The 24,821-nt window shown below is 64.0% G+C and carries 23 protein-coding genes and 1 tRNA gene; 4 read left to right on the top strand and 20 right to left on the bottom strand.

Features of this window, described 5'->3' with window-relative positions; all coding sequences use genetic code 11:
- Window positions 1-327 precede the first annotated feature (327 nt).
- Window positions 328-840, top strand: a complete 513-nt coding sequence (locus AC1VNY_RS06685) for a MarR family winged helix-turn-helix transcriptional regulator (protein ID WP_482404578.1) — start codon at window positions 328-330, stop codon at window positions 838-840.
- Between the two features lie 49 nt (window positions 841-889).
- On the opposite strand, the gene AC1VNY_RS06680 is transcribed toward AC1VNY_RS06685, so the two are convergent.
- The 7 genes from AC1VNY_RS06680 to AC1VNY_RS06650 all read right to left on the bottom strand — a co-directional run bounded on the left by AC1VNY_RS06680 (window position 890) and on the right by AC1VNY_RS06650 (window position 5,743).
- Window positions 890-967 (bottom strand) — tRNA-Pro (locus AC1VNY_RS06680).
- A 98-nt stretch (window positions 968-1,065) separates the two neighbouring features.
- A complete protein-coding gene (locus AC1VNY_RS06675) occupies window positions 1,066-1,662 on the bottom strand; it encodes a MerR family transcriptional regulator (protein WP_461191643.1) in 597 nt (198 codons plus the stop codon).
- A 128-nt stretch (window positions 1,663-1,790) separates the two neighbouring features.
- On the bottom strand, window positions 1,791-2,126 hold the full coding sequence (locus AC1VNY_RS06670; RefSeq protein ID WP_035631661.1) for an integration host factor subunit alpha: 336 nt from the start codon (window positions 2,124-2,126) through the stop codon (window positions 1,791-1,793).
- 130 nt (window positions 2,127-2,256) lie between these two features.
- The gene (locus AC1VNY_RS06665; RefSeq protein ID WP_482404577.1) at window positions 2,257-3,234 is read right to left on the bottom strand and encodes a beta-ketoacyl-ACP synthase III; all 978 of its coding nucleotides are present in this window, start codon (window positions 3,232-3,234) and stop codon (window positions 2,257-2,259) included.
- Window positions 3,231-4,292 (bottom strand): phosphate acyltransferase PlsX, encoded by a 1,062-nt coding sequence (gene plsX, locus AC1VNY_RS06660; RefSeq protein ID WP_482404576.1) that lies wholly within the window; start codon window positions 4,290-4,292, stop codon window positions 3,231-3,233. The genes AC1VNY_RS06665 and plsX overlap by 4 nt, the downstream gene beginning before the upstream one ends.
- A 309-nt stretch (window positions 4,293-4,601) precedes the next feature.
- Window positions 4,602-5,195: a YceD family protein gene (locus tag AC1VNY_RS06655; RefSeq protein ID WP_482404575.1), complete on the bottom strand. Its 594-nt coding sequence runs from the start codon at window positions 5,193-5,195 to the stop codon at window positions 4,602-4,604.
- The gene (locus tag AC1VNY_RS06650; RefSeq protein ID WP_482404574.1) at window positions 5,192-5,743 is read right to left on the bottom strand and encodes a ubiquinol-cytochrome C chaperone family protein; all 552 of its coding nucleotides are present in this window, start codon (window positions 5,741-5,743) and stop codon (window positions 5,192-5,194) included. Before AC1VNY_RS06650 ends, AC1VNY_RS06655 begins: the two co-directional genes overlap by 4 nt.
- 137 nt (window positions 5,744-5,880) lie before the next feature.
- Here AC1VNY_RS06650 and AC1VNY_RS06645 point away from each other — a divergent pair, with 137 nt between their 5' ends.
- Window positions 5,881-6,357: an outer membrane protein assembly factor BamE gene (locus tag AC1VNY_RS06645; RefSeq protein WP_018271914.1), complete on the top strand. Its 477-nt coding sequence runs from the start codon at window positions 5,881-5,883 to the stop codon at window positions 6,355-6,357.
- A gap of 144 nt (window positions 6,358-6,501) precedes the next feature.
- Complete coding sequence (locus AC1VNY_RS06640; RefSeq protein WP_482404573.1) at window positions 6,502-7,509, top strand: Bug family tripartite tricarboxylate transporter substrate binding protein; 1,008 nt, start codon at window positions 6,502-6,504, stop codon at window positions 7,507-7,509.
- A gap of 268 nt (window positions 7,510-7,777) precedes the next feature.
- Here the strand turns inward: AC1VNY_RS06640 and AC1VNY_RS06635 are convergent, their stop codons facing one another.
- From AC1VNY_RS06635 to AC1VNY_RS06590, 10 genes are all read right to left on the bottom strand, one after another.
- The gene (locus AC1VNY_RS06635; protein WP_167350400.1) at window positions 7,778-7,933 is read right to left on the bottom strand and encodes a hypothetical protein; all 156 of its coding nucleotides are present in this window, start codon (window positions 7,931-7,933) and stop codon (window positions 7,778-7,780) included.
- A gap of 149 nt (window positions 7,934-8,082) precedes the next feature.
- A complete protein-coding gene (locus AC1VNY_RS06630) occupies window positions 8,083-10,203 on the bottom strand; it encodes a sodium-translocating pyrophosphatase (RefSeq protein WP_482404572.1) in 2,121 nt (706 codons plus the stop codon).
- A 284-nt stretch (window positions 10,204-10,487) separates the two neighbouring features.
- Complete coding sequence (gene thiL / locus AC1VNY_RS06625; protein WP_482404571.1) at window positions 10,488-11,489, bottom strand: thiamine-phosphate kinase; 1,002 nt, start codon at window positions 11,487-11,489, stop codon at window positions 10,488-10,490.
- A gap of 136 nt (window positions 11,490-11,625) precedes the next feature.
- A complete protein-coding gene (gene nusB, locus AC1VNY_RS06620; protein WP_038385411.1) occupies window positions 11,626-12,120 on the bottom strand; it encodes a transcription antitermination factor NusB in 495 nt (164 codons plus the stop codon).
- A gap of 2 nt (window positions 12,121-12,122) precedes the next feature.
- A complete protein-coding gene (ribH, locus tag AC1VNY_RS06615; RefSeq protein ID WP_482404570.1) occupies window positions 12,123-12,614 on the bottom strand; it encodes a 6,7-dimethyl-8-ribityllumazine synthase in 492 nt (163 codons plus the stop codon).
- A gap of 213 nt (window positions 12,615-12,827) precedes the next feature.
- Window positions 12,828-13,436 carry a riboflavin synthase gene (locus AC1VNY_RS06610; RefSeq protein ID WP_304495613.1) on the bottom strand — a complete coding sequence of 203 codons (609 nt, stop codon included), beginning with the start codon at window positions 13,434-13,436 and terminating at the stop codon, window positions 12,828-12,830.
- Window positions 13,436-14,596: a bifunctional diaminohydroxyphosphoribosylaminopyrimidine deaminase/5-amino-6-(5-phosphoribosylamino)uracil reductase RibD gene (gene ribD, locus AC1VNY_RS06605; protein ID WP_482404569.1), complete on the bottom strand. Its 1,161-nt coding sequence runs from the start codon at window positions 14,594-14,596 to the stop codon at window positions 13,436-13,438. The genes AC1VNY_RS06610 and ribD overlap by 1 nt, the downstream gene beginning before the upstream one ends.
- Entirely contained in the window at window positions 14,593-15,075 is a 483-nt protein-coding gene (gene nrdR, locus AC1VNY_RS06600; protein WP_016844999.1) for a transcriptional regulator NrdR, read from the bottom strand. The genes ribD and nrdR overlap by 4 nt, the downstream gene beginning before the upstream one ends.
- An 84-nt stretch (window positions 15,076-15,159) precedes the next feature.
- The gene (gene glyA, locus AC1VNY_RS06595) at window positions 15,160-16,461 is read right to left on the bottom strand and encodes a serine hydroxymethyltransferase (protein ID WP_482404568.1); all 1,302 of its coding nucleotides are present in this window, start codon (window positions 16,459-16,461) and stop codon (window positions 15,160-15,162) included.
- 396 nt (window positions 16,462-16,857) lie between these two features.
- Window positions 16,858-18,675, bottom strand: coding sequence for an AAA family ATPase (locus AC1VNY_RS06590; protein WP_482404567.1), 1,818 nt, complete (start codon window positions 18,673-18,675; stop codon window positions 16,858-16,860).
- A gap of 610 nt (window positions 18,676-19,285) precedes the next feature.
- Here AC1VNY_RS06590 and AC1VNY_RS06585 point away from each other — a divergent pair.
- On the top strand, window positions 19,286-21,562 hold the full coding sequence (locus AC1VNY_RS06585) for a TonB-dependent siderophore receptor (protein ID WP_482404566.1): 2,277 nt from the start codon (window positions 19,286-19,288) through the stop codon (window positions 21,560-21,562).
- Between the two features lie 191 nt (window positions 21,563-21,753).
- On the opposite strand, the gene AC1VNY_RS06580 is transcribed toward AC1VNY_RS06585, so the two are convergent.
- The 3 genes from AC1VNY_RS06580 to AC1VNY_RS06570 are packed head-to-tail and all read right to left on the bottom strand — an operon-like array spanning window position 21,754 to window position 24,718.
- Window positions 21,754-23,253: a tripartite tricarboxylate transporter permease gene (locus AC1VNY_RS06580; RefSeq protein WP_057020728.1), complete on the bottom strand. Its 1,500-nt coding sequence runs from the start codon at window positions 23,251-23,253 to the stop codon at window positions 21,754-21,756.
- Window positions 23,253-23,750 (bottom strand): tripartite tricarboxylate transporter TctB family protein, encoded by a 498-nt coding sequence (locus AC1VNY_RS06575; RefSeq protein ID WP_482404565.1) that lies wholly within the window; start codon window positions 23,748-23,750, stop codon window positions 23,253-23,255. Before AC1VNY_RS06575 ends, AC1VNY_RS06580 begins: the two co-directional genes overlap by 1 nt.
- The gene (locus AC1VNY_RS06570) at window positions 23,750-24,718 is read right to left on the bottom strand and encodes a Bug family tripartite tricarboxylate transporter substrate binding protein (protein ID WP_482404564.1); all 969 of its coding nucleotides are present in this window, start codon (window positions 24,716-24,718) and stop codon (window positions 23,750-23,752) included. Before AC1VNY_RS06570 ends, AC1VNY_RS06575 begins: the two co-directional genes overlap by 1 nt.
- Window positions 24,719-24,821: the final 103 nt, after the last annotated feature.

The raw sequence follows: 24,821 nt of genomic DNA, 5'->3' as shown, positions 1-24,821 counted from the left end.
CTTGAACGATCACCGCAACGGGACGATCGAGATTCCCCTACCGCCGGGTTCAATATGCATTGGCGAGTTCGCCAATCAAAATAGTTTATAAAGTCAGGAATGCGAATGCGGCCACACTGTGTCTCGCCGGCAACGCTGCCTGTAAGCCCTTTGCTTACCTGAGAAAACTTGTCACACCGCAAATAGTCCAACCGTCACACGACCATCATAATTACTTTACGTTCACTTGCGTTCGTTGGCGGCTTGCGGGAAAAAACGTACTGCAGCGCAGAAAACAAGAAATAAATCAGCACAAAGCTGAGTCGGCGCCCGAGGGAAGAGGAAGCTGTGTCAGTGACAAGGAAGGATACGACGCGCCAGCGCGCCATCGAACATCTCGACATCATCAAGCGATTCACGCTCGAGATTTCCGCCATCAACTCGCATCTGGAGCGCGTCCGTCAGTTCTGGGGCAGGTCGCTTGGCGTCAGCGGTCCGCAATGGATGATTCTCATCGCGATCTCGGATCTCGACAAGGATGAGGGCGTGCCGATCAACGTGGTGTCGAAGCTGCTGCACGTCGACCCGTCGTTCGTGACCACGCAGTCCAAGCTGCTCGAGCAGAAGGAGCTGCTGCGGCGCGCGCCCTCCCCGGCCGATGCGCGCGTGGTCCGCCTGTCGCTGACCGACAAGACCAAAAAGCACCTCGCGGGCCTCGCCGAACAGCACAAGGCGTTCAAGAAAACCGTCTTCGAGGAGTTCAGCGAGCCGGAGCTGGCCGAGTTCACGGCCAAGCTTTCGATGCTCACCAACCGCCTGGAAAAGGCCTGCCTGATTGTTGCGATGGAGGCCGAAGCCTGAAGTCGCGGCCACATCGGCCGGAAGGAACGCCGCCGAACGTTCCGAAAAATGGTCGGAGCGAGAGGATTTGAACCTCCGACCCCTAGTCTCCCAGACTAGTGCGCTAACCGGGCTGCGCCACGCTCCGATGCCGTTCCATTAGCTGCGATCCTGCGTTCGCGCAAGGCGGGGCAGGCTCTCAAAGACTGTATTCCGAGGCCGGTTCCCTTGGCAGGCGTCCTTGCCTCAGCCGTCCTTCATCGCCGCGTCGATCATCTGCCGGCAGGCAACCAGCTCCTGCAGCACGCGTTCGAGTCGCTCCCGATCGACTGACGGGACGGAGGGACGAACCGGCGGCGCCACGGCGGGCGCCTTGCCCGGCTGGGCGTGCGCCTTGTAGGTCGACAGGATCGGATCCTCGTCGGGATCGACGAATCGGTAGTCGATTCCCTTCTCGTCGCCGTCGCCCTCCTCGCCGTCGAAATCGAGGCCGTCGCTGCTCTCGAGGTCGTCGGGCTCGGCCATGCTGTTGCCGACGGCTTCCTCGACCGCGCCGAACGAGACCGCCGCGGTCTGGTCGGCGATGCCCTGCACCGACTTGATGCCGTGCTCCTTCAGGATCCGCTGCACGCCGCGGATGGTGTAGCCCTCGCCGTACAGCAGCCGGCGGATGCCCTTGAGCAGGTCGACGTCGTCGGGGCGATAATAGCGGCGTCCGCCGCTGCGCTTCATCGGCTTGATCTGCGCGAAGCGCGTTTCCCAGAATCTCAGCACATGCTGGGGAATATCGAGTTCATCAGCGACCTCGCTGATGGTACGGAACGCATCCGGCGCCTTGTCCAAATGCCCGCTCCTCTGGCTTCAATGCCTGGAGCCTTTTCCGTTCCGATTGAATCGGAACGGGGCTCCGGATTCTAGTTTTGCCGCGTTTTCTTCACGCGAACCGGGTATCCACTTCGCTTGAAAACGCTCTAGTCGGCCTTGCTGCCGTCGCCATTGGTGACGACATGGCCATTGATCCGCTGCTTCAGGATCGCCGACGGCTTGAACACCATCACCCGCCGCGGCGAGATCGGCACCTCGGTGCCGGTCTTGGGATTACGCCCGATACGCTGGCCCTTCTTGCGCACCATGAAGGAGCCGAACGAGGACAGCTTCACCGTCTCGCCCTTTTCCAGGCAATCGGTGATCTCCTTCAGCACCAACTCGACAAATGCCGACGATTCCGTGCGCGACAGACCCACCTTTTGGTAGACCGCCTCACACAAATCGACGCGCGTAACTGTTTTTCCGGTTCCCGTGGTCATCGCCTGCCCCGCACTCTCGGCGAACAATTTCTTGACTGAAATTAAAAGCTTAGCGCGCAATGGTCAACAGCGACAAGCATCCGGGTGCAGGAAAGATACCAGCAACCTGTCGATACTCTTTGGCGATGCGCTACCAGCGCACGAGCGCCGAGCCCCAGGTGAAGCCGCCGCCCATCGCCTCGAACAGCACCAGATCGCCCTTCTTGACGCGCCCGTCCTTCACGGCGACCGACAGCGCCAGCGGGATCGAGGCCGCCGATGTGTTGCCGTGCATGTCGACCGTCAGGACCACCTTCTGCGGCGCAATATGAAGCTTGTGCGCCGACGCATCGATGATTCGCTTGTTGGCCTGGTGCGGAATGAACCAGGTGATGTCCTCGGCGGTGAAGCCGGTGGCGTTGAAGGCGTCGACGATCACGTCGGTGATCATGCCGACGGCGTGCTTGAACACCTCGCGGCCCTCCATCCGGAGATGCCCGACCGTCCTGGTCGAGCCGGGCCCGCCATCGACGAACAGCTTGGCCTTGTGGCGGCCGTCGGAGCGCAGATGCGTCGTCAACACGCCGCGGTCGCTGGTGGTGCCGGAGTGCTGCTGCGCCTCCAGCACGACCGCGCCGGCGCCGTCGCCGAACAGCACGCAGGTGCCGCGGTCGTTCCAGTCGAGGATGCGCGAGAAGGTTTCGGCACCGATCACCAGCGCCCGCTTGTGGGTACCGGCGCGCAGGAAATTATCGGCGGTGGCCAACGCGAAGACGAAGCCGGAACAGACCGCCTGCAGGTCGAAGGCGACGCCATGGTTGATGCCGAGCCCGTGCTGGACGGCGACCGCGGTGGCGGGAAAGGTGTTGTCAGGCGTTGAGGTCGCGAGCACGATCAGGTCGATCGACTGCGCATCAACTTGCGCATGGGCGAGCGCGGCCTGCGCAGCCTTGATCGCAAGATGCGAGGTGAATTCGTCGTCGGCCGCGATGTGGCGCTCGCTGATGCCGGTGCGCTGCACGATCCAGTCATCCGACGTGTCGATCCGGCTGGCCAGTTCGGCATTGGTCAAAACCCGCTCCGGCAAATATGAGCCGCAGCCGAGCACTACCGAACGTATAGCAGTCACGAGACAGCCTCCTGCGCGGTCTGCGCCTGCACCAGGGCGCTGCCGTCGCGATTGAGCATCTGATTGATCTTGGTGAGGAGATCGAAGTGGGCCATCTCATAGCCAACATCCACCGCATAGGCAAAGCCTTCCGCGTTGGTGCCGCCATGGCTCTTGACCACCACGCCCTTCAGGCCGAGCAGCAGGCCGCCATTCGACTTGTTGGGATCGAGCTTGTCGCGCAGCTTCTGGAACGCGCCGCGGGCCAGCAAATAGCCGATCCGCGCCAGCCAGCTCGATGACATGGCCTCGCGCAGCAGCGTGAACATCTGGCGCGCGGTTCCCTCGGCGGCCTTGAGCGCAATGTTGCCGCTGAAACCTTCCGACACGATGACGTCGGCGAGACCCTTGCCGATCGCGTCGCCCTCGACGAAGCCGATATAGTTGAACTGGGTCGAGTTCATCGCGCGCAGCATCTCCGCCGCCTCGCGGATTTCCCCGTGCCCCTTGATCTCCTCGGACCCGATATTGAGCAGGCCGACAGTCGGCCGTTCGAGGTTGAACAGCACGCTCGCCATGGCGCTGCCCATCACCGCCAGCGTCGCCAGATGGCGGGCGTCGCCGCCGATCGTGGCGCCGAGGTCCAGCACGACAGAGTCGCCGCGCAGCGTCGGCCACACCGCCGCAAGCGCCGGGCGGTCGACACCGGGCAGCGTCCGCAGATTGACGCTGCCCATCGCCATCAGCGCGCCGCTGTTGCCGGCGGAGACCGCAACGTCGGCCTCGCCATGCTTCACGGCGTCGATCGCGAGCCACATCGAGGACGCCCTGCGGGTCCGCCGCAGCGCCTGGCTCGGCTTCTCATCGTTCTTCACGGCGACGTCGGTATGGATCACTTTCGATACCGCCTTCAGCGCCGGATGCTTGGCGAGCTCCGGCTCGATCTGGGCCCGGTCCCCCACCAGCAGGAATTCGCTGTCGGGATGACGGCTTAACGAGATTGCGGCGCCGGGAATGACGACGGAAGCGCCGACATCGCCCCCCATGGCGTCAAGCGCTATTCGAACCTTTTGAGGCATGAACGTCCCGGAAGCCTGCTTTCCCGCAGCCTTCAGACGAAGACCGCGAGCTTGAAGTCACCGCCGTCAACGGCGCGCGGCGAAACACCAACTCGCGTCCCGGCCGGGCCGCGACAATAGCGTGTCCTCGATCCGACACAACCTCTTGACCGCAAATGAGGCAGCTGCCGAACCGTCACGCAACACATCAAAGCATACCAGAAATACATTGTATTTCAATGTATTGTGACGCTTATTTGAAGTAACCGGGAACGCCGCTCGCGCAAGCTTGCAGGCAAGCCATCCCCGCAAATGTGGCGCCGGCTACCCTCAATTCCCCTTGGGCTTCTTGCCGTCCGGCTTTTCCTTCAGCGCCTTCAGCGCCGCGAAAGGATGATTTTCCGGGTCAGGCGCTTCAACCTTCTGTTCAAAGACCGCATCCACCTTGCGCGGATACGGGTCTATGCCGAGAAACAGCGCATCGGTGGCGAGCCGGCCGATGTCGATGAAGCCGCCGACGATCGGCTCCGGCGGGTCCGGCGTTTCCTCATCGCTGTCATCGGCGTCGTCGACCAGGTCGGCCATTTGCGGAATCTGCTCGGGCGGCGCGAACACCACATCGATCGGCTCATCGATCTCGTTCTCGATCGGATCGAGCGTCACCACGCAGGTCTGCCCGATCCTGGCCTTAACTCTGCCGGTGACGTGGTAGCTGCCGTCGCGCTTGGGCTGCAGGTCGAACTCTGCATGCGCGGAGACGACTTCCCGTAACTCGGCAACTTCGGCCATCGCCTTGCGCGCCGCCTCGTCGGCCGCGATCTCGCGATGCAGGCCGGTCTCCGGGATCTGCGCGACATTGACGAGAACCCGCCAAGGGTCGCGGTCGCGCCGTGCATCGGGCTGCCCTGTGGTGCCGCCGCTCATGCCGCCGTCCCCGCAGCCTGTGGTACCGGAAAGCGCCACGCGCCCTTGGCCAACGCCGCGAGATCGGCGCGCGCCAGCTCTTCGATCGCCTCCCGGGCGTAGGCGGCGAGCTCGCGGGCCTTGTCGATGTTCTGACCGTTGAGGATGTTCTTGCAGAACGACTCGGCCAGGGCCGCCTCGCTGTCGGTCAGCGCCAGATCATAGGCCGCGGTGCGGCCGTAGAAGGCTTCACCGAAGGCCTGCATGCGCTTGGGCACCGTGAGATCGCCAACGCCCATTTCGCGCAGATTGTCGTCCATATCGATGCAGAAATGATCGAACAGCGCCTGGGACAGCCCCACGCCGCCCTCGACGGATTTGAGGCGCCGCAGCACCAGCCACAGATGCATCAGAAGCAGGTCAAAACGGCCGTTAACCGTGTCCGGAACGCCCAAGTCACGGTAAAACAACGGTTCTCGCGCCTGCGTCACGATCATGCCATAGATGGTCTCAATGGTGCTGCGCGCGGGCACCCGGGGTCTTCTGAAGTGATTGAACGGCCAAAGCATGACGGGTTCCGGCTGCCGGTCCCCAAAGGGTCGCCTGTTGAGAGGCCGCCCATTGGAGCTCGGCATGATTGCAATCCATTGAGCTGCCCGGTACGTCAATGCCTCGGCCGATGCAAGGGGACGGATCAGTTCCGCCGATGAACCACACTCTTTCACGACAGTCTCGCGCCGCTTCCGCGCGCGGGTTCTTTTCGCGTCTCCGCGCCGTCGCGGCGATTGGCCTCGTCTGCGCCGCACTCGGCGGCTGCGCCGGCGAACAATTCCAGAAGGGCTACATCCTGCCCGAAGGGGCGCTCGAGCAGATCCCGATCGGCGCGAGCCAGGACCAGGTGCTCATCGTCCTCGGCACGCCCTCGACGGTCGCAACGCTGGACGGCGAGGTGTTTTATTACATCTCGCAACGGACCTCCCGCCCGGTCGCCTTCATGAATCAGCGGGTGATCGACCAGCGCGTGATCGCGGTCTATTTCGACAAGAACCGGCAGGTGCGCCGGCTCGCCAATTACGGCCTGAAGGACGGCAAGATCTTCGACTTCGTCAGCCGGTCCACGCCGACGTCGGGCCAGGAAATGTCCTACCTGACACCGCTCTTCAAGCTGCTGAGCTTCAACTAGAGCGAAGTGGACTCCGGTTCGCGTGAGAAAACGCGTCAAACCGGAGTCCAGAGCATGAGCCGCTGCGCCAAGTTGTCGCTTGCCCGAGGGGCAAGCGGTCCCCTAGTTTGCTCGCAAACAAGAGTCTGAGCAGGGGGTAAACGCATGAGAGCCAAGAGATTTTCCCGTCGTACGGTATTGTCGGGCACAGCCGCAATGACGGCCGCGTCGATCCTGCCGCGCACAAGCCTCGGCGCCGGCGACTGGCGGCCGACCGAGACCGTCCGCATCATCGTGCCGGCGGCAGCCGGCGGCTCGACCGACGTGATGGGGCGGCTGCTCGCGGCGCATTTGCAGCCGCTCTGGGGCCAGTCGGTGGTGGTGGAGAATCGCTCCGGCGCCGGCGGCACCATCGGCACATCCGAGGTCGCGCGCGCCAAGGGCGACGGCCACACCATCCTGATCGGCAATCCCGGCCCCAACGCGATCGCCTACAGCATCTTTCGCAACCTGACCTACAAGGCCGACCAGTTGCAGCCGGTCTCCAACATGATCCGGATCCCGAACATCGTGTCGGCGCATCCGTCGACCGGCCTCAAATCGATCCCCGAATTGATTGCCTTCCTGAAGAAGAACCCGGACAAGCTCACCTACGGCTCGTCCGGCACCGGACAGAGCCCTCACCTCACCGGCGCCTGGTTCCTGCAACTCACCGGGCTGAAGATGACGCATGTGCCGTTCCGCGGCGCCGGTCCCGCATTGCAGGCGGGGCTCGCCGGCGACATCCAGATCCTGTTCGACAATCTCTATCCGTCACTGCCGCAGGTGCAGGACGGCAAGCTCAACGGCCTCTGTGTCACCACGCCGGAGCGCAGCGATTCCGCACCGAACCTGCCGACGATGCGCGAGGGCGCGCCGGAACTGGCAAAGTTCGACGTCTCGTCCTGGTTCGGCGTCTTCCTGCCGAAGACCGCGCCCGCCCCGGTGCTCGACGAACTGAACCGCCAGGTCAAGGCGATGCTGGAGCGCGACGACGTCAAGAAGAACATCGCCGGCATGGGCGCGCGCGCCGACTACGGCACGCCCCAGCAATTCTCCGACTTCGTCGATGCCGAGACGAAGAAGTTCGCCGCGATCATCGAGAAGGAAGGCTTGCAGATGGAGGTGAAATAGCCTCCGAACAAGGCTCGCGCCGCGTACTCGGCGTCATCCCCGCGCAAAGGCTTCGCCTTTGTCGCTGGAGGAGCCGCGCGCTTGCGCGGCGTCTCGAAGGATGGCCGCATGCACCGCCTCTCATCCTTCGAGGCTCGCCCAGCGGCGCAATTGCGCCGCAAGGCTCGCACCTCCAGCGACAAAGGCGAAGCCTTTGCGCGGGGATGACGACTGCCGAGCTGTCGGGCGGATCGGCCGACCGCGTCCGCCATAGCGGTTGCGGCCAACGCTACGACGACTTGTTGATCTTCTTGACCTTGGCGTCGGTTGCTTCAATCGACATCGCCAGTTCCATGATCGCCTTCGACAGCAGCTCGATGGCCTCCTTCTGATCCTGTGATTTGGAAGCGCGGAGCGCGTAGTTCCGTGCGGATGAGAGTGACATCGATTGATCTCCGTGTTGTTCGCGTCTGGTTCTCGGCGGATATCGTTGAAAGTCGATCAGTTCGGTAAGCACGCCGAACGAAGCCATGCAGAAATAAAAATCCCGCGGCTCGCACCGCGGGATTTTGCGCTTCAGTCGTGTCGCGCCGCTCAGTGCGCCAGGATCGCCAGCAGCAGCAGCGCCACGATGTTGGTGATCTTGATCATCGGGTTCACCGCTGGGCCCGCCGTGTCCTTGTAGGGATCGCCGACGGTGTCGCCGGTCACCGCGGACTTGTGGGCGTCAGAGCCCTTGCCGCCGTAGTGGCCGTCCTCGATGTACTTCTTGGCGTTGTCCCATGCGCCGCCGCCCGAGGTCATCGAGATCGCGACGAACAGACCGGTGACGATGACGCCGAGCAGCATGGCACCGACCGCGGAGAAGGCCGCCGACTTGCCGGCTGCGCCGCCGCCCGCGATCGCGTAGATCAGGAAGTAGACCACGATCGGCGACAGCACCGGCAGCAGCGACGGGATGATCATCTCCTTGATCGCCGCCCGGGTCAGCAGGTCGACCGCCTTGCCGTAGTCCGGCTTGTCGGTGCCCTGCATGATGCCGGGCTTTTCGCGGAACTGACGGCGCACTTCCTCGACGATCGCACCGGCGGCGCGACCGACCGCGGTCATGCCCATCGCACCGAACAGATACGGCAGCAGGCCGCCGAACAGCAGGCCGACCACGACGTAAGGATTGTTCAGGGAGAAGTCCGGGTTGACGCCCTTGAAGTAGGCATGGGCGTTGGCGTCGCTGATGAAGAATTTGAGGTCCTGGTTATAGGCCGCAAACAGCACCAGCGCACCGAGACCGGCGGAGCCGATCGCGTAGCCCTTGGTCACCGCCTTGGTGGTATTGCCGACCGCGTCGAGCGCGTCGGTCGACTTGCGCACTTCCTTGGGCAGTCCCGCCATCTCGGCAATGCCGCCGGCGTTGTCGGTGACGGGGCCGAAGGCGTCGAGCGCGACGATCATGCCGGCCAGCGCCAGCATGGTGGCGGTCGCGATCGCGATGCCGAACAGGCCGGCCAGGCTGTAGGTGACCAGGATGCCGGCGATGATCACGATCGCGGGCAGCGCGGTCGCTTCCATCGAGACCGCAAGACCCTGAATCACGTTGGTGCCGTGACCGGTGACCGAGGCCGAGGCGATCGACTTCACCGGGCGATAGTCGGTGCCGGTGTAGTATTCGGTGATCCAGATGATCAGGCCGGTGACGACGAGACCGACCACGCCGCACCAGAACAGCGCCATGCCGGTATAGTCGACGCCGTCGAGCTTGCCGAAGCCGACCAGCCAATTGATCACGAGCGCGACGCCGACCAGCGACAGGATGCCGGTGGCGATCAGGCCCTTGTAGAGGGCGCCCATGATGGACTGGCTGGCACCGAGCTTGACGAAGAAGGTGCCGACGATCGAGGTGATGATGCAGATACCGCCGATCGCGAGCGGCAGCGTCATCATGTTCACCAGGATCGGCGTCTTGGCGAAGAAGATCGCCGCGAGCACCATGGTGGCGACCGCGGTCACCGCATAGGTCTCGAACAGGTCCGCCGCCATGCCGGCGCAGTCGCCGACGTTGTCGCCGACGTTGTCGGCGATGGTGGCCGGGTTACGCGGATCGTCCTCGGGGATGCCGGCCTCGACCTTGCCGACGAGGTCGCCGCCGACGTCCGCACCCTTGGTGAAGATGCCGCCGCCGAGACGGGCGAAGATCGAGATCAGCGAGGCGCCGAAGCCGAGCGCCACCATGGCGTCGACCACGGTGCGGCTGCCCGCTTCCAGACCCATGAACTTGACCAGCACCATAAAGTAGATGGTGACGCCGAGCAGCGCGAGACCGGCAACCAGCATGCCGGTGATCGCGCCCGCCTTGAAGGCGAGCTCGAGGCCGCCGGCGAGCGAGGTGGTTGCCGCCTGCGCGGTGCGGACGTTGGCGCGCACCGAGACGTTCATGCCGATGAAGCCGGCAGCCCCCGACAGGATGGCGCCGATCGCAAAGCCGATCGCCACGAGCAGGCCCAGGAAGTAGGCCAGCACAACGAAGATCACGATACCGACCATGCCGATCGTAGTGTACTGCCGCCGCAGATAGGCCTGTGCGCCCTCGCGCACCGCGGCCGCGATTTCCTGCATGCGGGCATTGCCCGCATCCGCGTTCAAGACCGACTGCGTCGCCCAGATCGCGTAGACGATGGAAAGCGCCCCGCAGAGCACAATCAACCATAAAGCTGTCATGTTGCCTCAGATCCTTGATGTAACCCCCGCGCCTTCTTGTGCCGCTAGGGGGCGGCAGGCGCTTATTTTGCGAGGACAATCCTCCCCAAAAACGGATTGCCTCAAATCGGGCGCGACCTTGCCAAAATCGTTACCGGTGTGCAACGCCACCTGTGGCCGAAAACGCCGATATCGGCAGCTATTTAGAAGGAAAATCGGCGCCATCAGGCGCGGGAAGTCTCGCGCTCGTTGCGTTCCGACGCGTTTCCTAACGCGAACCGGTGCCCGCTGCGCTCGAAAACGCTCTAGAAATGGCTGTAGGACAGCCGCTTCAACTTCAGTTCCCGACCCTGCCCGTCAAGGAGGCTTGGTGGCGACGAGCCTGCAATCAGGCCGCCGATTGCGGTTACCGCGACCTTGGCCTGCCGTGCGTCCCGCAGAAACGCGTCGACATGATCGCTCGGGACCGCGCACAAGAGCTCGTAATCATCACCGCCGGCCACCAACGTCTCGATATCAATCGCCTTGCGCGCGAGCAGCCCTGCGGCTGCAGACGACAACGGCACACTCGGCACATTGATCACGGCCGCCACACCACTGGCTGCGCAAAGCTTGGCCAGATCGCCGGCAAGACCGTCGGACACATCCATCGCGGCGCTGGCGTGGGTGCGGACGGCCTTGGCCAAGGAATTGCGCGGCTGCGGAACGCGGTAACGGGCGGCAAGAAAATCCCGCCCGACGACATCGTCCGCCAGAGCCGCGGCGACCGGGCCACCCCGGAGTACATCGAGGCCGAGCGCGGCGTCTCCGATTGTGCCGGTGACGAACACACGATCGCCCGCCTGAGCCCCCGCGCGATGCACCATCGTGCCCTGCGGCACCCGGCCGAACGCGGTGATCGAGATCATCAGCGGCCCCGGTGTCGAGACCGTGTCGCCACCGAACAGCGGGCAGCCGAAATGCGCGGCGTCCTCGCCGAGCGCCCGGGCAAACGGCTTCAGCCAGGCCTCCTCGGCGCCGCGCAGCGCCAGCGTCAGCACGAAGCCTGCCGGCACCGCGCCCTTGGCGGCGATGTCGGAGAGGTTCACCCGCAGCGCCTTGCGCGCCAGCGTGTCGGGCGGATCGTCGAGAAGGAAGTGCACGCCCTCGACGATGGCGTCCGTGGTGACCACGATGTCCTCGCCATCAGCCCTCAGCGCGGCGGCGTCATCGTCGAGCCCGAACGCACCCGGATCGGTCGCGAGCGGCTTGAAATAGCGCGCGATCAGGGAGTCTTCGCCGGATATCGGTTTGTCGCTCTGCGTCACGATAGCAGCCCCGTCATCCTGAGGTGCGAGCGGAGCGAGCCTCGAAGGATGCACGGCCCCAGCCGGGCCGCCGCCCTTCGAGACGGCCGCTGCGCGGCCTCCTCAGGGTGACGGTCAAGCGATCATATGTCTCCACTCAGCTCCGCACAAACTCGTCGCCGCGGAACTGGCGCGCGATCTGGTCGAGCACGGCGTTGACCATGCCGGTTTCGTCCTTCTCGACGAAGGCGTGCGCGACGTCGACATATTCGGAGACCACCACCCGGCCCGGCACGTCCTTGCGATGCTCCAGCTCGTAGGACCCTGCCCGCAGCACCGCGCGCAGGATGGCGTCGATCCGCTTCAGCGGCCAGCCCTTCGACAGCGCCTCGTCGATCAGCGGATCGAGCTTGGCCTGGTCGCGCACCACGCCGGAGACCACGTCGCGGAAAAACGCGGCTTCTGCCGGCAGGTATTTCTCGCCTTCGACCTCGTTGCCGAGCCAGTGGCTCTCGAACTCGGCGAAGATGTCGTTGATACCGGCGCCGCCAATGTCCATCTGGTAGAGCGCCTGCACTGCCGCGAGCCGTGCCGCGCCGCGGCGGTTGGCTTTTCTGTCGGGAGCTTTCGCGGGCTTCTTGTTGTCAGCCATGGTCAGGCCTTTGCCAGGCGGCGTTTGATCCGCAGCATCGCCAGCGCCGCGCGCGCCGCGTCGCCGCCCTTGTTCAGCTCGCTGGCGCGCGCCCGCGCCCAAGCCTGCGCCTCGGTGTTGACGGTGAGGATACCGTTGCCGAGCGGGAATTTCCGGCTGACGGCCAAATCCATCAATCCGCGCGAGGACTCCTGCGAGACGATTTCGAAATGGATGGTGTCGCCGCGCACCACGCAGCCGAGCGCGATCGCCGCGTCATAGGGCTTGCCGTTCGCTTCAGCCGCATCGATCGCGATGGCGATCGCCGCCGGAATCTCCAGCGCGCCCGGCACCGTGATCACGTCATGGCTGACGCCTGCGGCCTTGATCTCGGCAAGCGCGCCTTCCAGCAGCGCATCCTGGATGTCGTCATAAAACCGCGCCTCGACGATCAGCACGCGTGCGCCGGTAATGTCGGTCTGGTCCTTCAGGGGTGCGCGCCGCGCGTCAGCCATTGCAATACCAATCGGAACTTGGGGAGGAGTTGTGCAGCGTTTTAGGCGCAGCAGGGGCTAAAGCCAAGGGCAATACTGGCCCGGATGTCATCGCGATCAGCCCGATTTTTCAGGCCGGGTTCGCCTGCAATGCATAGGCCCGGGACTGGAAATCGCCCCGAAGCGAATAGGCAGATAAGGATGCCTGCCTCGGCCGCAATGTCCGGGCCGAAGCTATTTCATCTCCGACAGCCGCGCCGCGTAGCGGGCCATCAGATCGACCTCGATATTGACCTCGCTGCCGGCCTTCCAGCCGCTCAGGGTCGTGACAGCAAGCGTGTGGGGGATGATCAGCACCGAAAATGTCACGTCATCGACCGTATTCACGGTCAGCGACACGCCGTCCAGCGTGATCGAACCCTTCGCCGCGATGAAACGCGCCAGTTCGCGGCTGGTTCGCAGCTCGAAGCGCGCCATGTCGGGCAGGTCGTCGCGCTTGACGATGGTCGCGATCCCGTCGGCATGCCCGGCCACGATGTGACCGCCGAGTTCGTCGCCGATCTTGAGCGCGCGCTCGAGGTTGAGCTTGCCGCCCTGCGCCCAATGCTTGGCGGTGGTCATGCCGAGCGTCTCGGCCGCCGCATCGACATCGAACCAGGTCTTGCCATCGGCGGTGCCGGAGGCGACGACGGTGAGGCAGACGCCGTTGCAGGCGATCGAGGCGCCGTCGGCGATCGTGGTCTGGTCGTAGTCGCAGGCAATCCGCATCCGATGCAGTTGCCCCTGCGCTACCTGCTTCAGGCTGGTGATTTCACCGATATCGGTGACAATTCCGGTAAACATTACGCACGCTCGTAGATCATGAGACTGTCTTTGCCGAGGGTTTCGCTAGCACGAAGGCGAAAGGCCGGCGACTGCGTGATTGCGTCGAGCGGCATTGCGTCCAGCGCGGGAACGCCGTCGGCACCGATCGCATCAGGTCCGCGCAACAGCCAGATCTCGTCGACAAGGCCGGCTGCCACGAAAGAATTTGCCACGCGCGATCCGCCCTCGACCAGCAGCCGCGATATCCCCTTCTCCGCCAGCGCATGCAAGACGGCCGGCAGATCGAGACCTTCAGGCGCGCTGGCGGCGATGCGGATCACCTGCGCGCCGGCGGCGCCGAGCTTCACAGCGGCAGGCGCCTCCGCCATGTCAGAGGTCAGCACCCAGAGCGGCGTCTCGCGCGCCGAATGCACCAGGCGGCCGTCGCCTGAAATCCGCAGCGCGCGGTCCAGCACCAGGCGCACCGGCGAGCGCGCCGCCATCCCCGGCAACCGGCAGGTCAAGAGCGGATCATCTGCCTTGACCGTGCCGATGCCGACCAGGATCGCATCGCTCTGCGCGCGCAGCAGATGCACCCGGGTCCGCGCGGCCTCGCCTGATATCGCGACCGGCTTGTGGCCGCTGGCAGCGATCTTGTCGTCGGCGGACACCGCGAGCTTGAGGATCACATGCGGGCGCTTGTCGCGGATGCGGCGAAAGTGTCCGGCATGGTCGCGCGCAGCTTCCGCCGCACACAGCCCGACATCGACCGCGATGCCGGCGGCGCGCAGCTTGGCGTGCCCCTGCCCGGCAACTTCCGGATTGGGATCCTCGATCGCCGAGACGACGCGGGCGAGCCCGGCCGCAACCACGGCGTCCGCACAGGGCGGCGAGCGGCCGAAATGCGAGCAGGGTTCGAGCGTGACGTAGAGCGTGGCGCCGCGCGCGGCGGCACCTGCGCGCCGCAGCGCCTCGACCTCGGCATGCGGCCGGCCGCCTGCTTGCGTCCAGCCGCGGCCGACGATGATGCCGTCCTTGACGATCACGGCGCCGACCGCCGGATTGGGCCAGGTACGCCCGAGCCCGCGCCGGCCAAGCGCCAGCGCCAGTTGCATGAAGCGCAGATCGGCCGCCTTTGCCGCTTCCTTGGCTTCTTTGGCCTTCTGCGCGTACTGGTCTTCCAGAATGCGGAAGATCATTTGCGTAGCGTCGCGAGCCGCGGGTCCTCTTCGCCGGTCAACTCGTCGAGCACGGCCTCGAAGTCCTTGGCCTCGCGGAAGTTGCGATAGACTGAGGCGAAGCGCACATAGGCGACGTCGTCGAGCTGGCGCAGATGCTCCATCACGATCTCGCCGATCGCTTCCGAGGAGACCTCGGCTTCGCCGCCGCTTTCGAGCTCGCGCACGATGGTCGACACCATCTTCTCCACCCGCTCGGATTCCACCGGGCGCTTGCGCAAGGAAATCTGCAGCGAGCGCACCAGCTTGTCGCGGTCGAACGGCACGCGGCGGCCGTTGCGCTTGATGACGGTCAGCTCGCGCAACTGCACCCGCTCGAAGGTCGTGAAGCGGAAGTTGCAGGCCATGCAGACGCGACGCCTGCGAATGACCGCGGAGTCCTCGGTCGGACGCGAGTCCTTGACCTGCGTATCGAGAGAATTGCAGCTCGGGCAGCGCATCCGACGGGACCTCTACACGAGCATGATCCGGAAAAGTGCGAAGCGGTTTTCCGAAGAGATCATGCTCAAAAAAACGAACGGGCCTTACTGATAGATCGGGAAGCGATCGGTCAGCGCCTTGACGCGCTCCTTGATCGCGGCCTCGGCCAGCGGCGCCTTGCCGTCGGGCGACTGCGCCAGCGCGTTCAGCACTTCCGCGATCATGCCGCCGACCTGCTTGAACTCGGCGACGCCGAAGCCGCGCGTGGTCGCCGCCGGCGTGCCGAGACGCAGGCCCGAGGTGACGAACGGCTTTTCGGGATCGAACGGGATGCCGTTCTTGTTGCAGGTGATGGCAGCGCGCACCAGCGCCTTCTCGGAGATGTTGCCCTTCAGGCCCTTCGGCCTGAGGTCGACCAGCATCAGATGGTTGTCGGTGCCGCCCGAGACGATGTCGAGGCCGTGGCCGCGCAGCGTCTCCGCCAGCGCCTTGGCGTTCTCGACCACGTTCTTGGCGTAGACCTTGAAGTCGGGCCGCAGCGCTTCGGCGAACGCCACCGCCTTGGCGGCGATGACGTGCATCAGCGGACCGCCCTGCAGGCCCGGGAAGATCGCCGAGTTCAGCTTCTTGGCCAGCGTCTCGTCATTGGTGAGGATCAGGCCGCCGCGCGGGCCGCGCAGCGACTTGTGCGTCGTCGTGGTGGTGACGTGGGCGTGCGGCACCGGCGAGGCATGCACGCCGCCGGCCACGAGGCCCGCGAAATGCGCCATGTCGACCAACAGATACGCGCCGACCGAGTCCGCGATCTCGCGGAAGCGCTTGAAGTCCCAGGCGCGCGAATAGGCCGAGCCGCCGGCGATGATCAGCTTCGGCTTGACCTGCTCGGCCTGCTTCTGCACCGCGTCCATGTCGATGATCTGGTCCTCGCGGCGCACGGTGTAGTGCGCGGCCTTGAACCACTTGCCGGACATGTTGACCGGCGAACCGTGGGTGAGATGGCCGCCGGCCGCGAGGTCGAGGCCCATGAAAGTGTCGCCGGGCTGCAGCAGAGCCAGAAACGCCGCCTGGTTCATCTGGCTGCCGGAGTTCGGCTGGACGTTGGCGAAGCCGGCGCCGAACAGCTTCTTGGCGCGCTCGATCGCCAGCGTCTCGGCGACGTCGACCCACTCGCAACCGCCGTAGTAGCGCGCACCCGGATAACCCTCCGCGTATTTGTTGGTCATCACCGAGCCCTGCGCCTCCAGCACGGCGCGGCTGACGATGTTTTCGGAGGCGATCAGCTCGATCTCATGACGCTGCCGGCCGAGCTCGCCCTTGATCGCGGCGGCGATCTCGGGATCGGCCTCGGCGAGGGTCGCGGTGAAGAAGGAATCGGGCGCGGAAGCGGTCTTGGTGGATGAGGTCATCGGCGAAATATCTCCACCGCCGCAAGCCTTTAGGCAGGATGCGGACGGTCACGAGTGGCGGTCGAAGCTGGTTTCAGAGCGTTATCACATCGCCCCAAATTGGCCAAGCGGTTGCGGTCCCTGCCGGTCAATTATGCCAGATATGGTGGGGATGGCGGGGATTGCCAGCCGGCCGGACGGCCCGCCCGGGGACCCGGTTCCAGGCGCCAACCGCTCGTCTAGCGCTTACTTCCAACAATAATGATGGAACAGAGGACGTTTCGGACTTGAGGCAATAGGCCGGGTCCGGCTCCGCAAACGCGTCTGGCGGCGCGAACCGAACTGGCTCGCCTTCTAAGCGGCGGCTCGTCGCTACCAGTGCGCTCCGAAAGAGCATGCCCCGCTCCCGAATCTCGATCAGTCGTCCGACTCTACGGTGACTTGCGATGAAGCAAAGAGCCCTAGATCGGCAAGCAATAACTTCATTTCTACCGGTATCTCATGAACAGCCATCGCGTCCACAATCGACGTTGCTGTCAGATTGATCCCAAACTGATCTTGCAAGTGTGCGTTCATCGCGCTGAGGGCTTCCTTGCCAGGGATGACGGCTAGTCGATTGTCTTGCGAGCCCCACAATTCTTCAAATTCAGTTATTATCGCTTCGCTGAACGTAGCTTCGTTTACGCCGGAAGACCGGTGCCTCTCGAAGTTTCGACGAGCAGTAAGGTACTGAGCCTGGACGTAGGCCTTCTTTTGACGAGCGAAATCGTCCAGAAACTCCGCCGCGAATGGCTCGAATTTTGTTCGCCCGACTTTGCCGGACCTCCGCGCCTGATCAGCAGCTTTTCGCTCGGCCGCACGATCAATGGCTGCCGGAACAAGCACAAAGTTCTCAATTTCTTTCCGATGATGGATGTGCACGACCGAACAAAATTTCTCACATTCCAACGTGATAGACTCTCGCTCAACCTGACTTCGATAATCCTTGTCGAGAATTGCGGCAGCGAGTATCTTGCGCCCTAGTGTGGTCTCCATTCCGATCTTGAGGCTTCGAATTCTTTCTGGATTGAAACCTTCGACAGGAATAACTGCGAACTGCGTTCTGTTGCCAACGTTTACGTATTCAAGCTTCAGAGCGAACTTCGACAGCAGTTGAAAGTCCTGCCCCTCTACGAAAACGGCGCGTCGTGACTTGGCAAGCTGTGTCAAGATCGGATTCAAGTTCGAACCCAATATCGAGAACACTTCCTCCAGCTGACCTGGCTGTTTGATTCTGCGTCCCGTTCTCCGTTGCTTGTTGATCAACACAATGTCGTCGATTTCGGCTTCAGTGATGATCTCGGTCGAATGAGTAGCGATCAAGATGTCGGGCCCCATGTCTCTGAGAAGCTCGATCAACTGTCGCTGCAACTCCGAATGGAGGTAGATGTCCGGCTCATCAATTAAGAACAACGCGGTATCCCGCGACTGCACGATATGGGTCAACATCTGACACCAAACCTGAAATCCGAAGCCAGCCCAGAAAATTTCTCGTGGAATTCGCTCCTCGGGGCAAAACATGTGGAGACGCGGTTTTCCGTGCGTGGTCTCGACGACCGGGCGCTCTATGTCCATTCCTGGCCACGTCCGAACGAGAGCTGAGCGAAATTCGTCGAACTTTTCAGGAAAATGGTACCAAATATTTCGAAAGTTTCGCGCTGCGCGATAATTGAACAGGGCGAGCCGCGCAGCTTCTTGCTCAAACAGGTTTTCGTTGTGTTCTAACGGGCCAAGGATCGGCACAAAGCCAATTCTACAGTTGAAGGGCGATCTAAACGTACTGGGCGTAAACTGCGATTTTCCGCCCGACTGAGCGATCAAATAACAAACTCCTTGCTCGGGAAAGTAGAGTATCAATGTATTGGAATTTGATAGTTTGAACCGAATGGTAGCTGACTCGGAGTCATCGTAATTGTAGAAGAGATTCTCCTCGGCTATCGAAATGCTACTCAGATCGATGCTGTAGCCGTGAGTCATTCCTATATCGCTTGGGCCGCGAATTACCTCAGGCCGTCGGCTGAAGGCCCGCCGCATGCCGGCGGCGAGGATTCGGAACGCAGCCAGAATGGTCGATTTTCCAGCGTTATTCGGCCCCACTAGGATATTGAAGTGCTGAAGTGACAGATTGAACTTCCTAAATGCTTTGAAGCGGTGAAACTCCACCCCAACGAAGCGAGTTGCATCGTCATTTCTCATAGCTCCCCCGATTGTTGTCGCGCCGGAAACGTCTCTTTGCAGGGCACGCCCTGCCCCACTCGCGCCCACCACTTCCAGTTGTTACACTCTGGGTGGCCGTGAGCACCAACCGCAACGCCTCCTTTCGTCTAAAATCCGCACCCGGTCGTACCCCGCAGGAGCGGATGTACGATCATGACCGTGAGGTTTGCAGCTTCTTGCCGAATCGCTGGCGAAGACAGAGTTACGCCCCCTCCCGATAGCTCGGACGCCGGGATTGGCAGCTCAAGGTATCGACCTCCCTTGAACTCGGCGAAAACAGGTAGCCGATCATTCGGCTTGCGGCTCTCCCGATCACGCGACGACCGCTTCTCTCGATCACCACGCGCTCGATCGTGATGCATCGAGTCACGAGACGATTTTTGAATCGTTCGATTTTTGAATCGTTCAACACTGGATCGATTCAAAGCTCTCACGCGATGCGTGCAATTGCGCGTCATGCGCCGTTGTCTCCTGGTCACACAGCCAAGCTTTGCGCGCAACTTCGACAGCTTCTAACCGCGTGCAGGCTGCTCGCGAAAATCACCGTGATAACGACTCGCTCAAGATTTTTTTACGGAGCGTGGAATAAATGTCGTGCAGGTGGATTCGGCCGCAGCGGTTTGCTGCTTCGGCTGTCGTTGTGTTTTCGGTTGTTGGTGCGGACGATGTCTTCGCCCAGACGCAATTGCCGTCCGTGACCGTCGAAGCGCCGCAGCGGCAAGCGGCGCGATCGCAGCAGCCCGCGCAACGAACCGCACGCCCGCGCAGTGCCTCGCGCCGCGCGACAGCCGCGCCAGCGGGCGCGCAGCCACAACTCGCACAGCAGCCGGCAGGCGCCGGCGGCGGGCGCGAACGCGCCAACGGCCCGGTCACCGGTTATCTGGCGCGGCTCAGCGCCAGCGGCACCAAGACCAGCACGCCGATCATCCAGACACCGCAATCGGTGTCGGTCATCAGCGCCGAGCAGATCCGCGACCAGAAGATCGTCAGCAAGTTCGACGAGGTGCTGCGCTACACGCCGGGCGTCATCGGCGGCACCTATGGCGCCGATTTCCGCAACGACTGGTTCATGATCCGCGGCTTTCCCGCGCAGAACGAGTCGCTTTTCCTCGACGGCCTGCAGCTGTTCTACACCTCCTATGCGAGCTGGAAGCTGCAGCCCTTCAATCTCGAACGCGTCGAGGTGCTGCGCGGTCCGTCCGGCATCCTGTATGGCGGCTCGGCGCCGGGCGGCCTCGTCAACGCGGTGAGCAAGCTGCCGCAGGCGGAGCCCATTCGCTACATCGAGACCGGCGTCAACAATTTCGGCAACGCCTATACCCAGTTCGATATCGGCGGCGCGACGGCGCAGCCCGGCAATGGCCAGGTGCAGTACCGCCTGGTCGGCCAGGCCCAGGGCGGCGGCACCCAGACCGACTATGTCTACGACAACAACTTCTTCTTTGCCCCGTCGGTGACCTGGCGGCCCGATGCCGACACCAGCCTCACCGTGTTCGGCATGGCCTCGCACAGCAACACCCGCGCGCTGAACTTCCTGCCCTATGTCGGCACCGTCACCAACGCGCCGTTCGGCCGGATTCCGACCAGCCTGTTCGTCGGCGATCCCAGCGCCGACCAGTTCCGCCGCGACCAGCAGATGGTCGGCTACCAGTTCCAGAAGAGCGTGACTGACAGCGTCGATTTCCGCCAGAACGCGCGCATGGCGCATGTCGACGTCTATTATGCCGGCCTCTATGGTCTCGGCTACGCGACGACGCCGGCCGCCGCCGACATCACCCGCGGCAATTTCTACACCCGCGGCATCGCCACCCAACTCAACCTCGACAATCAGCTCGAATACCGTTTTACCACCGGCGCGCTGCAGCACACCGCGCTGGTCGGCGTCGATCTGAAATATTACGGCATCGACGACCGCCAGGGTTTTGGCATGGGCACGAATCTCAACGTGCTCAATCCGGTCTATGGCACCAACCTGCCGTACAGCGGCCCGCTCTATCAGAACGGCTATCTCGCCCAGGGCATGGCCGGGCTCTATCTGCAGGATCAGGTCAAGCTCGACCGCCTGACGGTCGTGCTGTCAGGACGCCAGGACTGGGTCGATCTCACCAACAACAACCGGATCGGCGCGTCCCAGGGCCGCGACGACAGCAAGTTCTCCGGCCGTGTCGGCGCGATCTACAATTTCGACAGCGGCGTTGCGCCCTACGTCTCCTACATGACGGGCTACAATCCGGTCATCGGCACCACCGCGGCCGGCCAATTGCTGCTGCCGGAAACCTCCGAGCAGACCGAAGTCGGCGTCAAGTACGAGCCGGTCGGGCTCAACGCGCGGTTCGGCGTCGCGTATTTCGACCTCAAGCGCAAGAACGCGCTGACCACCGATCCGAACAATCCGCTGTTCCAGACCCAGAACGGCGAAGTCACCTCGCGCGGTGTCGAGCTCGAGGCGGTCGCGAACATCACGCGCGATTTCAAGCTGGTGGCGAGCTACACCAATTACGAGCTGTTCGTCAGCAAGGACCTCAATCCTGCGCTGATCGGCACCGTGCCGACCAACGCGCCGCGGCAGCTCGCATCAGCGTGGACCGACTACACCTTCCGCGACGGCCCGCTCACGGGCTTCGGCTTCGGCGGCGGCGTGCGCTATGTCGGCTCGTCCTTTGCCGACACCGCGAACACCGCACGCGTCCCGGGGGTCGTGCTGGGCGACCTCGCCTTGCATTACGAATGGGACAACAACTGGCGCGCAGCGCTCAATGTCGTGAACGTCACCGACAAGGTCTACGTCGCGAGCTGCGCGACCATCAGCTCCTGCTATTACGGCGATCGCCGCCGCATCACGGCGAGCCTCGCCTACAAATGGTGAGCTGAACTTTCCGTTCACGGAAAATCATGTGACCGGGAGGCGGCATTCGGCCGCCTCGCTTTTTTCGCCGTCGTCAGGATGGTGTCAGCTTGTCGCGCTAGGTTTTGCGTCGCGGCGATATTTGCCGTGCCCAGACTGGCCCGCTCCGAAATGCGAGCCCCGGAGCGGGCCTTTTACGGTCTGGTCGCGCCCTAATCCTCGTTCGCCTTGAACCGCCCGAGCCCCTTGAGCACGAATGGCGCCAGCAGCGCGATCAGCGCGATGCCGAGCAGCGTCGCCGACATCGGGCTTTGCAGCAGCACCATGGGATCGCCGAGGCTGATGGCCAGCGCACGGCGCAGCTGGCTTTCGGCGATCGGCCCGAGGATCAGCCCGATCACGACGGGTGCGATCGGGAAGTCGAACCGGCGCATCAGAAAGCCCATCACGCCGAACGCCGCCAGCATCGACAGCTCGACGACCGACGGCTTCGCCGCGATCGTGCCCATGGTCGCGAACACCAGGATGCCGGCATAGAGCCAGGGCTGCGGAATCGCCAGCAGCCGCACCCAGAGCCCGACCAGCGGCAGATTGAGTACCAGCAGCATGCCGTTGGCGATGAACAGGCTCGCGATCAGGCCCCACACCAGGTCGGGCCGCTCCGCGAACAACAGCGGCCCCGGGTTGAGGCCGTATTGCTGGAAGCCCGCCAGCATCATTGCAGCCGTTGCCGAGGTCGGCAGCCCGAGCGTCAACAGCGGCACCAGCGTGCCGGCGGCGGACGCGTTGTTCGCCGCTTCCGGCCCTGCGACGCCTTCGATCGCGCCCTTGCCGAACTCCTCCGGATGTTTGGTCAGCCGCCGCTCGGTGGAATAGGACAGAAATGTCGGGATCTCCGCCCCGCCGGCCGGCAGCGCCCCGATCGGAAAACCGAACAGCGTGCCGCGCAGCCAAGGCTTCCACGACCGCCGCCAGTCCTCCCGCGTCATCCACAGCGAGCCGCGCACCGGCTCGAGCTTCTCCTCGGCGTGATGACGGCGCGAGGCGACATAGAGCGCCTCGCCGACCGCGAACAGGCCGACCGCGAGCGTCGTCACCTCGACGCCGTCGAGCAGCTCGGGGATGCCGAAGGCAAGCCGCGCCTGACCGGTCAGCTTGTCGATGCCGACCAGCCCGAGCGTGAGGCCGATGAACAGGCTGGTGAGGCCGCGGACCGGCGAGTCGCCGAAGGTTGCCGACACCGTGACGAAGGCGACGCACATCAGCGCGAAGTAATCCTCCGGCCCGAAGCGCACCGCGAAATCGACCAGCCATGGCGCGAGGAATGCGAGGCCGATGGTCGCGATGGTGCCGGCCACGAACGAGCCGATCGCCGAGGTCGCCAGCGCCGGACCGCCGCGGCCGGCCTTGGCCATCTTGTTGCCCTCGAGCGCGGTCGCCATCGACGCGCTCTCGCCCGGCGTATTGATCAGGATCGCGGTGGTCGATCCGCCATACATGCCGCCGTAATAGATGCCGGCGAACATGATAAGCGAGCCGCCGGGATCGAGCTTGTAGGTCACCGGCAGCAGCAGCGCGACCGTCAGCGCCGGACCGATGCCCGGCAATACGCCGACCGCGGTGCCCAGGAACACGCCGATCAGGGCGTAGAGCAAGTTCATCGGCTGCATGGCGACCGCCATGCCGTGCGCCAGCGCGGCGAAAGTGTCCATCACAGCAGTCGCTCCAGCAGGCCGGCGGGAAGGCTCAGCGTCAACAGCTTGTCGAACGCGAGATAAATCAGCGTCGTGATCACGAGCGCGATGGCGGTGTCGGCGAGGACGGCGCGGCGGCCGAACGCCGCCGACGTGGTGACGAACAGCGCCGAGGTCGCGAGGATGAAGCCGCCGCCAAAGCCGATGATGGCGATCAGGAGCGCCAGGCCGCCGATGATCAGCCACACCGGTATCGGATCCATGCTCTCGCGCGGCGGCAGGTTGCCGCGCAGCGCGTCGATCAGATTGCCGACCGCGAGGATGACAAGGCCGATTGCGATGACGACCGGCATCGCCTCCGGCCCCATGCCGTACATCGTGGTCGACGGCAGCTTGCTGGCGTCCCACACCAGCACCGCCGCAAGCCCGGCAAGCGCGGCCGCGATGACCACGCCGGCGCGATCGACGCGCCGCGCCGGCGCGGGCGGGAGATTTTCTGACGCCGCGTCCGGCATCACGACTTCACGAGGCCGACGGACTTCAGCACCTCGGTCACGCGCGTGATCTCCTTCTTCAGGAAATCCGCGAAGGCGTCGCCGCCGAGATAGGCGTCGTCCCAGCCCTTCTGCTTCAGGATCTCCTTCCAGGCATCGGACTTCACCATCTTCTCGACCGCATCGCTCAGCACCTTGCGCTGCTCCGGCGTGATACCGGGCGGTGCGACCACCGAGCGCCAATTGGCCAGCACGAGATCGATGCCCTGCTCCTTGAAGGTCGGGATGTCGACGCCGGGCAGACGGTTCGCCGACGTCACGCCGAGCGCGCGCAACTTGCCGGCCTTGATCTGGCCTTCATATTCGCTGAGGCCGGAAATGCCCGCCGCGACCTTGCCGCCGAGAATGGCTGCAAGCGACTCGCCGCCGCCCGAGAACGGAATGTAGTTGATCTTCTTGGCGTCGGCGCCGACCGTGCCTGCGAACAGCGCCGCCATCACATGGTCGACGCCGCCGGCCGAGCCGCCGGCAAAGGTCACCTTGGCGATATCGGCCTTCACCGCGGCGGCAAGATCCTGCGCCGTCTTGATCGGCGAGTTCGCCGGCACCACGATGACCTGGATCTCCTCGGTGAGGCGCGCAATCGGCGTCACCTGATCCAGCGTCACCGGCGACTTGTTCATGGCGAGTGCGCCCACCATGACGAAGCCGTTCACCATCATCTGGTTGCCGTCGCCCTTGGCGCCGTTGACGAACTGCGCGATGCCGACGCTGCCGCCGGCGCCGGGAACGTTGGTGACCTGGACGCTGCGCGCGACGCCGGAGGCGACGAGCGCCTGCTGCATCGAGCGCGCCGTCTGATCCCAGCCGCCGCCGGGCGCTGCCGGCGCCATCAGCTTGAGCTCGAGCTGCTGCGCGGGCGCCGGACCGCTCGCCCCAAGCAACAGCGCGACGACCGCGCCGAACAGGCGCATGTGGGATGGGATCATGGGGCTTCCTCCTGAATTTTCGGAAAGCAGCCTGCCGATCGCCGGCTGCATCCGGTCACGTGATCGCATCGCCACTCGGACAGCGCGGTCCCTTCGGGTCAGG

The organism is Bradyrhizobium ferriligni, assembly GCF_056837965.1.
This window is presented reverse-complemented; position numbering and strand designations above follow the sequence as displayed.